The sequence below is a fragment of the Kribbella sp. NPDC049584 genome (assembly GCF_040675555.1).
In the GTDB taxonomy this organism is placed as follows: domain Bacteria; phylum Actinomycetota; class Actinomycetes; order Propionibacteriales; family Kribbellaceae; genus Kribbella.
On sequence record NZ_JBFAPF010000006.1, the window covers coordinates 225,826 to 239,222 of the forward strand.

16 protein-coding genes and 1 pseudogene are annotated in these 13,397 nt (G+C 66.2%); 12 read left to right on the top strand and 5 right to left on the bottom strand.

The window, feature by feature from the left end; translation table 11 throughout:
* The 6 genes from mmsA to AB0J62_RS22400 all read left to right on the top strand — a co-directional run bounded on the left by mmsA (position 1) and on the right by AB0J62_RS22400 (position 5,372).
* Entirely contained in the window at positions 1 to 1,539 is a 1,539-nt protein-coding gene (gene mmsA / locus AB0J62_RS22375; protein WP_363874156.1) for a multiple monosaccharide ABC transporter ATP-binding protein, read from the top strand.
* Positions 1,536 to 2,780, top strand: coding sequence for a multiple monosaccharide ABC transporter permease (gene mmsB / locus AB0J62_RS22380; protein WP_363874159.1), 1,245 nt, complete (start codon positions 1,536 to 1,538; stop codon positions 2,778 to 2,780). Before mmsA ends, mmsB begins: the two co-directional genes overlap by 4 nt.
* 231 nt (positions 2,781 to 3,011) lie before the next feature.
* Positions 3,012 to 3,410, top strand: a complete 399-nt coding sequence (locus AB0J62_RS22385) for a phage holin family protein (protein ID WP_363874162.1) — start codon at positions 3,012 to 3,014, stop codon at positions 3,408 to 3,410.
* Complete coding sequence (locus tag AB0J62_RS22390; protein ID WP_363874165.1) at positions 3,407 to 4,387, top strand: ABC transporter ATP-binding protein; 981 nt, start codon at positions 3,407 to 3,409, stop codon at positions 4,385 to 4,387. Before AB0J62_RS22385 ends, AB0J62_RS22390 begins: the two co-directional genes overlap by 4 nt.
* Entirely contained in the window at positions 4,384 to 5,160 is a 777-nt protein-coding gene (locus tag AB0J62_RS22395; protein ID WP_363874168.1) for an ABC transporter permease, read from the top strand. Before AB0J62_RS22390 ends, AB0J62_RS22395 begins: the two co-directional genes overlap by 4 nt.
* Before the next feature lie 35 nt (positions 5,161 to 5,195).
* A complete protein-coding gene (locus tag AB0J62_RS22400; RefSeq protein WP_363874171.1) occupies positions 5,196 to 5,372 on the top strand; it encodes a hypothetical protein in 177 nt (58 codons plus the stop codon).
* Positions 5,373 to 5,424: 52 nt separating this feature from the next.
* Here the strand turns inward: AB0J62_RS22400 and AB0J62_RS22405 are convergent, their stop codons facing one another.
* Complete coding sequence (locus tag AB0J62_RS22405; RefSeq protein WP_363874174.1) at positions 5,425 to 6,009, bottom strand: TetR/AcrR family transcriptional regulator; 585 nt, start codon at positions 6,007 to 6,009, stop codon at positions 5,425 to 5,427.
* 87 nt (positions 6,010 to 6,096) lie between these two features.
* Between AB0J62_RS22405 and AB0J62_RS22410 the strand changes: the two genes are divergently transcribed.
* From AB0J62_RS22410 to AB0J62_RS22420, 3 genes are all read left to right on the top strand, one after another.
* On the top strand, positions 6,097 to 6,774 hold the full coding sequence (locus tag AB0J62_RS22410; RefSeq protein WP_363874177.1) for a VC0807 family protein: 678 nt from the start codon (positions 6,097 to 6,099) through the stop codon (positions 6,772 to 6,774).
* A gap of 4 nt (positions 6,775 to 6,778) precedes the next feature.
* Positions 6,779 to 7,957 carry a cytochrome P450 gene (locus AB0J62_RS22415; protein ID WP_363874180.1) on the top strand — a complete coding sequence of 393 codons (1,179 nt, stop codon included), beginning with the start codon at positions 6,779 to 6,781 and terminating at the stop codon, positions 7,955 to 7,957.
* Between the two features lie 116 nt (positions 7,958 to 8,073).
* Complete coding sequence (locus AB0J62_RS22420) at positions 8,074 to 8,817, top strand: hypothetical protein (protein WP_363874183.1); 744 nt, start codon at positions 8,074 to 8,076, stop codon at positions 8,815 to 8,817.
* On the opposite strand, the gene AB0J62_RS22425 is transcribed toward AB0J62_RS22420, so the two are convergent.
* Both AB0J62_RS22425 and AB0J62_RS22430 read right to left on the bottom strand, forming a co-directional pair.
* Complete coding sequence (locus AB0J62_RS22425; protein WP_363874186.1) at positions 8,810 to 9,445, bottom strand: WHG domain-containing protein; 636 nt, start codon at positions 9,443 to 9,445, stop codon at positions 8,810 to 8,812. The two genes, AB0J62_RS22420 and AB0J62_RS22425, sit on opposite strands and share 8 nt — an antisense overlap.
* Before the next feature lie 39 nt (positions 9,446 to 9,484).
* On the bottom strand, positions 9,485 to 9,880 hold the full coding sequence (locus AB0J62_RS22430) for a nuclear transport factor 2 family protein (protein WP_363874189.1): 396 nt from the start codon (positions 9,878 to 9,880) through the stop codon (positions 9,485 to 9,487).
* A 110-nt stretch (positions 9,881 to 9,990) separates the two neighbouring features.
* Between AB0J62_RS22430 and AB0J62_RS22435 the strand changes: the two genes are divergently transcribed.
* Positions 9,991 to 10,905: an oxidoreductase gene (locus AB0J62_RS22435; protein WP_363874192.1), complete on the top strand. Its 915-nt coding sequence runs from the start codon at positions 9,991 to 9,993 to the stop codon at positions 10,903 to 10,905.
* Positions 10,902 to 11,606 carry a TetR/AcrR family transcriptional regulator gene (locus tag AB0J62_RS22440; protein ID WP_363874195.1) on the top strand — a complete coding sequence of 235 codons (705 nt, stop codon included), beginning with the start codon at positions 10,902 to 10,904 and terminating at the stop codon, positions 11,604 to 11,606. Before AB0J62_RS22435 ends, AB0J62_RS22440 begins: the two co-directional genes overlap by 4 nt.
* An 18-nt stretch (positions 11,607 to 11,624) precedes the next feature.
* Here AB0J62_RS22440 and AB0J62_RS22445 read toward each other — a convergent pair whose 3' ends face one another.
* Together AB0J62_RS22445 and AB0J62_RS22450 are read right to left on the bottom strand one after the other, a co-directional pair.
* Positions 11,625 to 11,879, bottom strand: a complete 255-nt coding sequence (locus AB0J62_RS22445) for a hypothetical protein (protein ID WP_363874712.1) — start codon at positions 11,877 to 11,879, stop codon at positions 11,625 to 11,627.
* A 150-nt stretch (positions 11,880 to 12,029) separates the two neighbouring features.
* Positions 12,030 to 12,173: pseudogene (locus AB0J62_RS22450) on the bottom strand (helix-turn-helix transcriptional regulator); the annotation flags it as partial.
* Positions 12,174 to 12,230: 57 nt separating this feature from the next.
* Here AB0J62_RS22450 and AB0J62_RS22455 point away from each other — a divergent pair.
* Positions 12,231 to 13,391 carry a pyridoxal phosphate-dependent aminotransferase gene (locus AB0J62_RS22455; RefSeq protein WP_363874198.1) on the top strand — a complete coding sequence of 387 codons (1,161 nt, stop codon included), beginning with the start codon at positions 12,231 to 12,233 and terminating at the stop codon, positions 13,389 to 13,391.
* Positions 13,392 to 13,397: the final 6 nt, after the last annotated feature.

Genomic DNA, 13,397 nt, shown 5'->3' on the forward strand with positions numbered 1-13,397 from the left:
GTGGACGACGTACTGCTCGAGATGCGGGGGATCACCAAGAGGTTCCCTGGCGTCACGGCGCTCGAGGATGTGTCGCTGGTGGTCGGGCGCGGGGAGATCCATGCGATCTGCGGTGAGAACGGCGCCGGCAAGTCAACGCTGATGAAGGTGCTGTCCGGCGTCTATCCGGCCGGCGCCTACGACGGCGAGATCAGGTTCGACGGGCGGCCGGTCCAATTCGCCGGCATCCGCGACAGCGAGGCCGTCGGCATCGTGATCATCCACCAGGAGCTGGCGCTGGTGCCGTACCTGTCGGTCGCGGAGAACATCTTCCTCGGGAACGAGCGCCGGGGCCGCGGTGGCCTGATCGACTGGAACCGGACCAACGCCGACGCCCGCGACCTGCTGGCCTCGGTCGGGCTGGACGAGAACCCGGTCGCACCGGTGATCCAGCTCGGGGTCGGCAAGCAGCAGTTGGTGGAGATCGCGAAGGCGTTGTCGAAGGACGTCCGGCTGCTGATTCTCGACGAACCGACGGCCGCCCTGAACGACGTCGACTCGGCGCACCTGCTCGACCTGCTCCGACGGCTGCGCGACCGCGGGATCACCTGCATCATGATCTCGCACAAGCTGAGCGAGATCACCGCGATCGCCGACTCGACGACGGTGATCCGCGACGGCCGTACCGTCGAGACGCTCGACATGGCGTCCGGGGACGTCACGCAGGAGCGGATCATCCGCGGCATGGTCGGCCGGGACCTCGAGAGTTTCTACCCGGACCGGGATTCCGCGCCGGGTGCGGAGGTACTGCGGATCGAGGACTGGACGGTGTGGCACCCGGTCCAGCCGCGCAAGGTCGTCGACGGCGCGTCCCTGACGGCGCGGGCCGGTGAGGTGGTCGGCATCGCCGGCCTGATGGGCGCCGGACGGACCGAGCTCGCAATGAGCGTCTTCGGGCGTTCGTACGGACGCAACATCAGCGGCAGGCTGTATCTCCACGGCAGCGAGGTCCGGGCCCGGACGGTGGCCGAAGCGATCGGGCACGGCATCGCCTACGCCACCGAGGATCGCAAGCGGTACGGACTGAACCTGATCGCCGACGTACGGGCCAACATCTCGGCCGCGGGGCTCGGCAAGCTGGCCCGGGCCGGGTGGGTCAACGGCAACGAGGAAATCAAGGTCGCCGAGCAGGGCCGGCGTGACCTGAACATCAAGACGCGCACGGTCCTGGACGTCGTCGGCACGCTGTCCGGCGGCAACCAGCAGAAGGTCGTGCTGTCCAAGTGGCTGTTCACCGATCCGGACGTGCTGATCCTGGACGAGCCCACTCGCGGTATCGACGTGGGCGCCAAGTTCGAGATCTACACGATCATCAACCGGCTGGTGGCGCAGGGAAAGGCGGTCGTCGTGATCTCCTCCGAACTCCCCGAACTGTTGGGGATGTGCGACCGGATCTACACCTTGTCGGCCGGCCGGATCACCGGCGAGCTGCCGGTGGGCCAGGCCACCCAGGAGAGCCTGATGGCGCTGATGACGATGGAGAAGGAGCTCGCCGGATGACCAGCACCAAACCTTCCGCTCCGGCAGAACAGACCGAGAGCACCTCCGCGGCCGCACTGCACGTCGGCACCAGCGATCCGCTGACCCTGGTCATGCGCAACCTCCGGCAGAGCGGCATCTACATCGCGTTCATCGTGATCGTGGCGCTCTTCGCCTCGCTCACGCACGGTGTCCTGCTCAGCCCGGGCAACATCACCAACATCGTGCTCCAGTACTCCTACATCCTGGTGCTGGCGATCGGCATGGTGATCCTGATCATCGCCGGTCACATCGACCTGTCGGTCGGGTCGATCGTCGCGTTGACCGGTGCGGTCTCCGCGGTACTGGTCATCCAGCACGAGCAGCCGTGGTGGATCGGCATCGTGGCGGCCGTGGCGGTCGGTACGGCGGTCGGCGCCTGGCACGGTTTCTGGGTGGCGTACGTCGGCATGCCGGCCTTCATCGTCACGCTGGCCGGCATGTTGCTGTTCAGGGGCCTGACGCTCGAGGTCTTGGACAACGTCTCGCTGTCGCCGTTCCCGGCGCAGTACCAGAAGGTTGCCAGCGGCTTCCTGAACGGGCTGATGGGCGGGTACGGCTATGACGCGTTCACGCTGCTGATCGCGGCGATCGCGGTCGCCGGATACGCGGTCGGCGTGTTCCGCACCCGGCTGGCGCGGATCCGTTACGAGCAGCCGGTCGAGTCGTTCCCGCTCTTCGTCACCCGCGTGCTGGTCGTTGCCGCGGTCGTCATGTACTTCGCCTGGCAGCTCGCCCACGCCCGCGGCCTGCCGATCGTGCTGATCGTGCTCGGGGTGCTGGTGGCGGCGTACGGGTTGATGACGAAGAACACCGTGTTCGGCCGCCAGGTCTACGCGATCGGCGGCAACCTGCCGGCCGCGATGCTGTCCGGAGTGAAGGTACGGAAGGTCAACTTCTGGATCTTCGTCAACATGGGATTCCTGGCCGGCATCGCCGGCGTCATCTACTCGTCCCGTTCCAACGGCGCGCAGCCCGCCGCCGGCAACATGTTCGAGCTGGACGCGATCGCAGCGGCATTCATCGGCGGCGCCGCCGTCGCGGGTGGTGTCGGCACGGTGGTCGGCGCGATGGTCGGCGGCTTGATCATGGCGGTGATGAGCAACGGCATGCAGCTGATGGGCGTCGACCAGTCGACCCAGTCCGTCGTCAAGGGCCTGGTCCTGCTGCTGGCCGTCGCCTTCGACATCTACAACAAACGCCGCGCCGGCACCACCCGCTGACAGCGCTGACTGCGCTGACAGAGCTGACAGGGCCCCAGCTTGGCTATTTCTCCCTCCGTGCCGTTGACGGCGCAGCGGTGTGGACAGCGTCCACCAACTGAGTTAATGTGGACGGCGTCCACTAACTCGGAGGGAGCTGTGACGTGGGGTGGGTACCAACGAACCTGTGGGTCACCGATGCTCGCGACCCGCGGCGGCACGGGGTGACTGCTGACGAGAAGAGCGGCTGAGATGCGACTCGCGCTCAAGGTCGTTGTCAACGGCGTCGGTGTCTACGTTTCCGCACTGCTGGCCAAGCCGTCGATCGAGTTCGTCGGCTCGGGGTCGGAGCTGGTGTGGACGGTTGTTTGGGTGGCGCTGGTGTTCGGTCTGGTGAACACGTTCGCACTGCCGATCATCAGATCTGTGCGCCCGACCGCGCGCCGGCCAATAGTTGCCCTGTGCACCTTTTCCGCCAATGTGCTGCTGCTTTTGCTGATTTCCAAGGGTTCGGAGCACCTGTCTGCACGCCTTCAGCTTCAGAACTTCTGGCCTGCACTCATCGGTGGGTTGATCGCGACGACGGTCTCACTTGTACTGCATGCAGCGTTGCCGGAAACACCTCGTTCAGCTGTCAAGGAATTGGCATGAGCAGATCGCGGATCGGAGGGCTTGTTCAGGCAGTCGCGGGGGAGACCCAGAGCGATCCGGTGGTCAGCGTGCGCGGCTTGGTCAAGCGCTACGGCAGTCATGAGGCGGTTGCGGGCATCGATTTCGAGGTGCTCCGCGGAGAGATCTTCGCTTGTCTCGGGCCGAACGGCGCGGGTAAGACCACGACCGTTGAGATCCTCGAAGGCTTCCTCGAGCGCACAGCGGGAGAGGTTTCGGTCCTCGGGCACGACCCGGCCACGGCGGGCGGCACCTGGCGGGAACGGGTGGGCATCGTCTTGCAAGAGTCCGAGCCTGAGCCCGGCTTGACTGTCCGGGAAAGCCTGGCGATGTACGCCGGCCTGTACCGCGCACCGCGGGACATCGACGAGACCATCGACCTCGTCGGACTCACCGACAGGACCGGCGCGCTGGCAACCAGGCTGTCGGGCGGTCAACGGCGCCGGCTCGATTTCGCCCTCGCCCTCATCGGCGACCCGGAGCTGATCTTCCTGGACGAACCCACCACTGGTTTCGATCCATCCGCCCGCCGCGCGGCCTGGGATGTCGTCGCCGGGCTACGCGAGCTCGGAAAAACCGTGTTCCTCACCACCCATTACATGGACGAGGCGGAATACCTGGCCGACCGGATCATGGTGTCGTCCGCCGGGCGCATCGTGGCTGAGGGCATCCCGCAGACGCTCGGTGGGCGCGACAAGCTGACCACCGCCATCAGGTTCACGCTTCCCGGCTACGTCGACGTACGTGATCTTCCTTCCGCGCTGTACCGGCTGACCGAGCCAGGAGCAGGAGGATCGACTGTCGTGCACAGCGACAGTCCGCTGGAACACCTGCAGCTGCTCGGAAATTGGGCGCTCGGTCGCGGCTTCGACCTTCCCGACCTCGACGTACATCGCCCGAGCCTGGAAGAGGTCTATCTCTCCCTCGCCGAGTCCGCGAGCACGAAGGATCAGCGATGATCAGAACGGCGCTGTACCTCAGCGGCTACGACCTCCGCGCATTTCTCCGCAATCGCCAGTCGCAGTTCTTCACCCTCGCGTTGCCGGTGCTGTTCCTGGTGATCTTCGCGTCGGTGTTCGGCGGCAGCGGAAACACGACCGAGGTCGCAGGCGGGCCGATCAGCACCTCGCAGTACTACGTGCCCGGCATCATCGCACTCGGCATCATCGCGGCGTGCTTCGGCAACCTGGCATCCTCGGTGACGGCACAGCGCGAACGGGGGGTATTGAAGCGCCGGCGCGCAACTCCCGTACCAGCCACTGCAGTCATCGCCGGGCGCGTGCTCACCGCAATTGTCGTTGCCGTCGGCATGGCTGTCGTCCTGCTCGGCATCGGGTGGGCCGCCTATGGTGTCGACATCCCTGGCCGTACGGCGTTGGCCCTCGCGGTCACCGTCGTCATCGGTGCCGCGTCCTTTTGCTGCCTTGGCTACGCGCTCGCTTCGTTCATCCGCAATGAGGATGCTGCGTTACCCGCCGCGATGGCCTTTATGCTGCCCCTCTACTTCATCTCCGGGGTGTTCGTCGCAGTCCCCGCACTGCCGCATTGGCTGGCGGACGTGGGAGAGATCTTCCCGGTCCGGCACCTGGCCAACGCACTGCTTACCGCCGACAACCCGCACACAACGGGTCTGGGGTTCGCCGGTCTGGATCTGCTGATCGTGGCGGCCTGGGGGACCGCCGGCCTGCTCGTTGCCCTGCGCAAGTTCAGCTGGCAGCCGCTCGGACGCTGACGTACAGCCATACATCCATCCACAGGAGGAAGGTCATGCCGAAGGAAGTCCAGTCCGCAGTCGGACGTTGCTCCAAGCACGGAACGGTCAGCGCAACGCGTGAAATCCCGAAGATGGCATTCCCGTTCTTCGTGTACGCCATCTGGCGTGCCATCGCCCAGCGCCGCCCGTTCATCTGCCCGGAATGCGGAGCAGCCGTCGAGCCGGCCTGATCAACCCCGCAGCCGGAGGTCTGGTCGTTCGACAACAGTGTCGCGACACCGATCAGCGGCGTCCGGCGAGGGTACGTGAGGTGGCGCGAATTGTCTGGATGAGGTCGTCCCGGCTGGTCGGTTGTCCGGCGTCGAGCCAGGACAAGATCAGTTCGATCGCCAGCTTGGGGATGAGGCTGGCCACCCACCGCCGGTGAGCCGGATCCGGCAAAACATCGTGCAGATAGCTCTCGGTGATTCGGGCCGCGGCTCGGATGCGTTCCTCGGTGTAGGTGGCGAACTCGGGCTCGTGCTGGGCGTGCAGGAACAGCAAACGGAAGCCGTCAGGGTCGTCGCATGCGGCGTTCACCAACGCCCACACGGTCTGCTCGTCGTACTGGTCGGGTGATCCGAGTTGATCGCGCAAGCGCTCTTGGGTGTCGTCGAGGACGGCTTGGTACAGCTCGGTCTTCGAGGCGAAGTGCCGATAGATGATCGCCCGGGTCACGCCGGCCTCGCGCGCAACGTCCTCCAGGCCGGTGGTGGCAAAGCCCTGGCGCGCGAACGCGGTGGCCGCGGCGCGGAGCAATTGAGCCCTCCGCCGGTCTCTCGGCAACAGCCGCCGCCCGCTGTGCGGAGTTTCCTCGACGTGGGTCATGTCCCTCATCCTTCCACCTGCCGCGATCGGACGACCGTGTGTACACTCCAAAGTGTACACAGCCATGCCTACACTTAGGGGTCCAGAATGACGAGTTGGAGTGGGCAACCGCGGCGAAGGGTCGGCCTGCTGTCGAACCGGTCTCTGCGGCTGAACGTCGTTGCACCGGTGGTGGCCTATTGGGTGCTCTCGAGACGCGGCATCAGCACGGTTGACGCCTTGGCGCTCTCGGCCGTCTTCCCGGCGGCTGGCGGGCTGCTCGCCGTACTGCGAAGTCGCAAGGTCGATCCGCTTGCGGTGTTGTCACTCGTCGCGATCGCCATCGGGCTGATTGCCGCGCTCCTTTTCCATGACGGCCGGATCCTGCTGGTCAAGGAGTCATTCACCAGTGGCGCATTGGGTCTGGTGTTCCTCGGCTCGCTACTCGCGAGCAAGCCGGCGATCTTCGTGCTCAGGCGGCGCCTGTTCGTACTCGACGATGACGACGCTCAGGCGGAGTACGACGGCACCTGGCAGTCGCCGGCTGTGCGGGCCGAGGCCCGTCGGACGACCGCGATCTGGGGAGTCGCACTCTTGGCGGAGGCCGCCGTACGCGTCGGCCTCTCCTACCTGCTGCCGGTGGGGGCCATGGTGACCATCTCGCCGCTCTTGGCGCCCCTCATCCTCGGTCCGCTGGCCATCTGGAACCTGCGGCCGCGGCAGTACCGGCTCGGCGAACCAGCTGCGTCTGACACTCCCGTCCCCAGTCGATCGAGTCAGGAGTAGCCCGGTGGAACAGCTGCCGTTCCCACCGGCCGAGGACCTCCTGTCCGTCGCACCGCGCTACCGCGAACTGCAGGACGCCGAGGCCGTAACGCAGGTGCTCACAACCGCGGGCGATGCTGCCTGGCTGGTCACGCGGCACGAAACCGTCACCGCCCTGTTCGGCGACGACCGGCTGGGGCGCTCCCACCCAGAGCCCAAGCGGGCGGCCCGGGTGTCCAGCTCCGTGCTGATAGGCGGTCCGGTCGGCGACCACAGCACCGAGCAGGCACGGCACCGCCAGCTGCGGCGGCTGCTCGCCCCTGCCTTTTCCGCCCGCCGGATGAACAGCCTGCGACCACTCGTCGGCCAGCTCGTCGACGAACTACTGGACGAGTTACCAAGACAACCGACCGACTGGCACCAGGCGTTCTCTGTCCCGCTGCCGGTCATGGTGATCTGCGAACTCCTCGGCGTCCCGTACGACGACCACCCGCGCTTCCGTCGCTGGGCAATTGACCTGACGTCGCTCACCGATCCGGACCTGGCCGCCGCCGCTCGAGGCGACCTTGTCGCCTACATAGACCAACTGATTCCGCACAAGCGGAACAACCTCGGCGAGGACGTGATCTGCGACCTGATTCGCGCCCAGGACGAGAACGAAATCACCGACACCGACATCGCGCGGATGGCCGCCATGTTGCTGTTCGCCGGCCATGAGACCACCGTCACCCGCCTCGACGTCGGTCTGTTGCTGCTCCTCGGTCATCCCGAGCAATTCGACGCGTTGCGGGCCGATCCCGCACTGGTACCGAGCGCCGTTGAGGAAATCCTGCGTCTGGCGGCGACTCCCAGCGCGACCGGCGGCCTGCCGCGCTACGCCCGCGCGCCCATTGCGATTGGCGAGACCACGATCCCAACAGGTGACGCCGTCATCCTCGCCCCGCAGGTCGCCAACCGCGACCAGCGAGTCTTCTCCGAGCCGGACACCTTCGACATCACTCGAACCCCGAATCCACACCTCACATTCGGCCACGGCTCCCATTACTGCGTCGGTGCCGGCCTTGCCCGCATCGAACTCCAGGAGGCCTTCAGCCGCATCCCCAGCCGCCTTCCCGAGCTGCGGCTGGCCATTCCCCGTCACGAACTGCGCGTGCGAAGCAACAGCATCACCGGAGGACTTGTCGAACTGCCTGTCACCTGGTGATACGGCGTCAGCTAGTTAGTGGACAGTGTCCACCTGGACCAATACACTAATTAGTGGACGCTGTCCACTTGGCCAATTGCACCGCCGGTACCCCCAATCTGCCAACGGAGGATGTCGTGTATGACCCACCCGCGTATCTATGGACGATCACCATCGCCGGACCGGTCGCGATCGCGGCATGGACGTGCGTCGGGCTTTACCGCGGGGCAGGGAGAGCGGGGCTCGGGAGGACACGGGCGGCGCTGGTCACGGGCGCCGCCGCGGTCCTGTTCGGCGGCTGGTTCGTCGTCACAGCGATCATCGCGGGTCACGGGTGGTACGACACGCGATCCGATCAGGTCCCGTGGCTGCCGATCGCTGTCGCTGCGTACCTCGGCACGCTGCTGGCCCTCAGCCGCCTTCCAGTTGTGAAGCGGATCCTGAGTGCGCCGGGTACGGCGACCCGACTCGTGCTGCCGCACACGTTGCGCGTTGTCGGCGTGTTCTTTCTGATCTACATGGCACTCGGCCACCTGCCGGCGCTCTTCGCCTTGCCCGCTGGGCTGGGCGACATCGGCGCGGGTATTACCGCGGTGCTCGTCGCCCGCAAGCTGGCGCAGGGTACCGGCCGTCGTGCAGCGATCTGGTTCAACGTGTACGGCCTGATCGACCTGGCCACCGGCTTGACCATTGGGGCCGTGATCGGATTCGGGCTGCCCGGCATCACGCCCTCCATTGCCCCGATCAACGAACTCCCGCTGGCAATCGTGACGACAGCCAATGTGCCGCTGATGATCGCCTTGAACATCACCTGCCTGGTCACACTGGTCCGAGCCCCACGACCAGCGCCATCACCCGTTGGTCTGGGGTGGGTCAGGTGAGGCTGTCGCCCACGAAGTTGAGATTGAGGGACTCGATGCGGCGGAGTTGGGTGGCGGGGATGTCGCGGAGTGGGCCTTGTCCGGTGAGGACGGCGGTGCCGTGGACGAGTGCCCAGATGGGGTATTCGATGCCGACGCGTCGTTGTGGGTCCAGGGCGCCGGCTTCGACAAGTTCGTCGAGGGCGTCGCGGAGCAGTCCGAGTGGGCTGCGGTCCGGTTCGTCACGGGCGGCGTACGTGTGCTGCTGTGGTAACGCGAACGCGGTGGCGAACAGGCCGGGTTCCTCTTGGGCGAACCGCAGGTAGGCGGTTCCGATCGCGCCCAGTCGTCGCTGGGCCGCGGCGGGGTTGCCGCGTTTGCCGCGGACACGCGCGATGCCGGCGGCCATGCGATCAGCGAGTTCTTGCATCGCCGAGGCGCAGACCGCGGCGAGTAGTTCGTCGCGATCGACGAAGTGTCGGTAGGCGGCGTTGGGTACGACGCCGACGATCCGGGTGGCTTCCCGCAGTACGACGGCGTCGGGGCCACCAGCCCGCGCGAGCTCAACCCCAGCCGCGACGAGTCCCGCGCGAACGTCGCCGCGCCGACGCTGTCGCCGTGGTGTTTGCTCTGTCGCCGCCTCGTCCATGCCGACAGCATAACGGCGTGGACATCGTCCACTGAGCTGTCACGCCGTGTCGATCGCAGCGCCGATGCCGCCGTGGGCAGCGATAATCCGCCAGCCGTCCTCCGATGGGAGCCAGGTCCGTGTGTAGGCGAGAACCATGTCGAGTTCGTGCTCACCAGCCGCGCCGACAAGATGCAGCGTCGCGCGGGTTATGCCGACTCCGTCGATGATCTGTACCTCGCGGTGCAGCTCGTCAACCGCGGTGAGGGTGAAGGCCTGGGACCGGTGGGAGGCCATGTCGGCGGCCTTGTCGATGGTCGAACCGTCCGGGCCGGTGAAGCGAACGTCGGCGTGGAGCATTCGGTCAAGCGCAGCGATGTCGTTGGCCAGTAACGCTTGCTGGAAGCGAGTCTCGGCCTCGTGCAAACTGCTGTCGCTGAGCCCATTGATGTCCACGGATACAGCTTGGTGGATGCGTCTGGCGCCTTCTACTGCTTCTGCTCCTGGCAGACGCTCAATCGAGCCTGGAACTTAAAGGGACTCAGATTCTGAGTTACGCTCAGATCATGGCGAAGTGGGCGGCGGTCGACGTACCAGACCTCTCTGGACGGACTGCTGTGGTGACCGGCTCGAGTGCCGGCCTTGGGCTCGAGACGGCCAGGGTGCTGGCTGCGCATGGCGCCACGGTGGTGCTCGCGTGCCGTGACAGCGCCAAGGGGGAGGCCGCGGCCAGAACGATGAGCGGTGCCAAAACGCGCGTCGTCGAAGTCGACCTGGCGTCCCTGGCGTCGGTCCGCAAGGCTGCCGAGACGATCCGTTTGACTTGTCCGCGCCTGGATCTGCTCATCAACAACGCCGGTGTCATGCAGGTGCCGTTCCAGCTCACCGAAGACGGCTTCGAGCTCACGTTCGGCGTCAACCATCTCGGACATTTCGCCCTCACCGGACTGTTGCTGCCGCACCTGTTGCGTACGCCGGGATCGCGGGTTGTCACGGTCACCAGCAACGCCCACCGGCGTGGACGCCTCGACCTCGATCCGAACGAAGCGTATGAGCCCGGTTCGGCGTACGACCGATCGAAGCTGGCAAACCTCCTGTTTGCCTACGAGTTGCACCACCGTCTGCAGGCCTCCGGAGCCGGGACGGCCTCGCTGGCCGCGCATCCTGGCAACGCTCGCACCGCGCTGTGGGCGACGAGCTCGAGACTGGAACGAGTGCTTATCGGGCCAGCTCTGCGACCGTTCACCTTCTGGCTCGTCCAAGGCGCTCGCAGAGGTGCCTTGCCTCAGCTCCGCGCTGCCACCGACATCGACGCGCGAGGTGGCGAGTGTTACGGGCCTGATGGATGGTTTCAGTACGTCGGTTCGCCCGTCCGGGTGCAGACAAGTCCGGACTCCTACGACCGCGATGCAGCGTCCCGACTGTGGAGACTCTCGGAGCAGCTGACAGATGTCGAGTACTCGTTCCCGGTGAACAGATGAAAGCCCCGCGGTCCCGCGGACGTGTGTCGACCGGATCACCTCCGGCTGATGGCGGGGACAGTCGCCTGCAGAGGGACTCGTACCACCATGGGAACCTCAGAGCAGCACTGATCGCCGACGCAATCGAGGTGATCTCCGAGCGCGGCGCTGGAGGCTACTCGCTGGCCGAGGCGAGTCGTCGGCTCGGAGTCGCCGTCAGCGCGCCGTACGCGCACTTCGCCGATCGCGCCGAGCTACTCGCTGCAGTGTGCGTCCACGCCCTCGAGATCTTCCGCGACGAACTGGAACCGAGACTCGCGCGCTCGGCCGCCCCGGCGGATCGGCTTGCGACGACCGCGCGCGGGTACGTCCAGTTCGCGGCATCTCACAAAGAGCTGTTCCAGCTTCTGTTCTCGGCAGAGTTCGGGGCGCTGGACAAGGCCCGTCATCCTGAGATCGCTGCGGCCGAACGGCCGATCGAAGAAGCGTTCCTGGACTCGGTGAAGGCTCTCACCCCGACTGGTGACCGCGTCATGGCTGAGGCCGTTGCCGCTGCCGTCGAGGCGATCGCTCATGGGCACGCGATGCTGCTCCTCGACGGTCGCTTCGGCACCGGATCCCGAGCCGCCGGCCGCGCCGCAACGTCCGCCGCCCGCGCCACACTCGCACTGCTCGACGGCAGCGACAGATTCCTGTCACCGCGACGTACCCGAAAGTCCTGAACCCGCTGGTCCGGTCAATCATCCCTCGGCGTGGAACATCAGCAGTACGGCGTGATTGTCCTGGTCGTGCCCTTGGTAGACGTGCGTGTGTGAGGCGTCGAAGAGGATGGAATCGCCCTCGGACAGCTCCGGAGGCGCATCGGCTGGTCCCACGCTGATCCGCCCGCTGGTGAGCACCAGGCACTCCTGCACCCCAGGAAGGTGCGGAGCCGACTCCTGCCGTGTCGGTGACACTTCGATGTCGTACACCTCGACAGTTCCGCGCAGTTTCACTCGGTGGAGCAGGCGAGCGCTGACTGCGTCGCCCTCGACGCGCGGTCGCTGGTGGTCGTCGGCGCGGACGACTTCTGGACCGTGGGCCGGCGCTTCCAGGAGTTCACCGAGCGGAACCTGCAGCGCAGTGGCGAGGGACCACAACGTACTCAACGTCGGATTGCCTCGACCCTGCTCGATGCCGTGCAGCGTCGTCTTGCTGACACCGCAGGCTTGCGCCAACGTGGCCAAGGAAATCCCCGCTTCGGTACGCAATCGGTGCACGGCCTCACCTACCACTTGCGTCGAGTTCATGTGTATCAGGATACTGCTATCGATGTACCAGTAGACAGAACGCGATGGGGGAGTGCCATGACGGTGAGCAGGCTTCGGGAGATCCCTGGGATCGGGGTCGACGTAGTGGGTGACTCAGCCGACGCCACCGGCGATCCATCGTTCCTGCGCCTGGAGAATCTCGACACCGACATCCGGCCCCCAGAGGTTGCGCTGGCCGCCACCCGGGCCGCGATCGACGACGATGCGGCCAACAGTTATCTGCCATTCCAGGGCCATCGCTCGCTCCGCACAGCCGCTGCGGCGCACGTCGGACGGATCGCACGACGTACCTACGACCCTTCGACCGAGTGCGTCAGCGTCGCCGGCGGGCTGAACGGGATCCTCAACACCTTGCTCGCCACCGTAGAGCCCGGCCAGGAGGTCGTGTTGTGTGATCCGATTTACGCCGGTTTGGTGAACCGCGTACGCCTGGTTGGCGGCGTACCCCGCTTTGTCCCGGCAGAGGTGACGGAGAACGGCTGGACGGTGGATCCCGAGCGACTTGCCGACGCGGTCGGACCGCAGACGGCGGCCGTTTTGATGATGGGCCCGGCCATGCCTACTGGCCTGGTGTTGGACGACAGTCACTGGTCCGCTCTTGCGGCTGCTTGCGAGCGGTACGACGCCTGGTTGATCTACGACGCCGCCATGGAGCGGCTGCGTTTCGACGGTCTCGGGCCCAGCCATCCCGCCACGCATGAGGCTCTGGCACCGCGGACCATCACGGTCGGCTCAGCTTCGAAGGAGTTGCGTCTGATCGGCTGGCGCGTTGGCTGGGTCGTCGGGCCCGCCGACATCATCGGGGACATCCGGCTGGTCGGGATGACGAATGTCGTCTGCCAGGTCGGGCTGGCCCAGAATGCCGTCGCAGCTGCCCTCAACGCTGTCGACGCGGATGCCGACGTTGCGGCCGCAACCGCCGAATGGCGACGCCGTAGCGACACAGTGCTGACCCAACTGGCCTCATACCCAGTCATTCGTCCGCAAGGCGGATGGTCGATGCTTCTGGACACCAGACCACTCGGCCTCAGTCCGTCCGAGCTGAGCCACGCGCTCTTCCATCGGGCGCAGGTCGCGGCCACACCCATGGACGGCTGGGGCCCGAGCGGACAGCACTTCCTCAGGCTCGTCTTCGCAAACGAACCGGTCGACCGCCTCGAGCAACTCGGCAACCGATTCCAGCAGGCCCTGCGCTGACTCGGC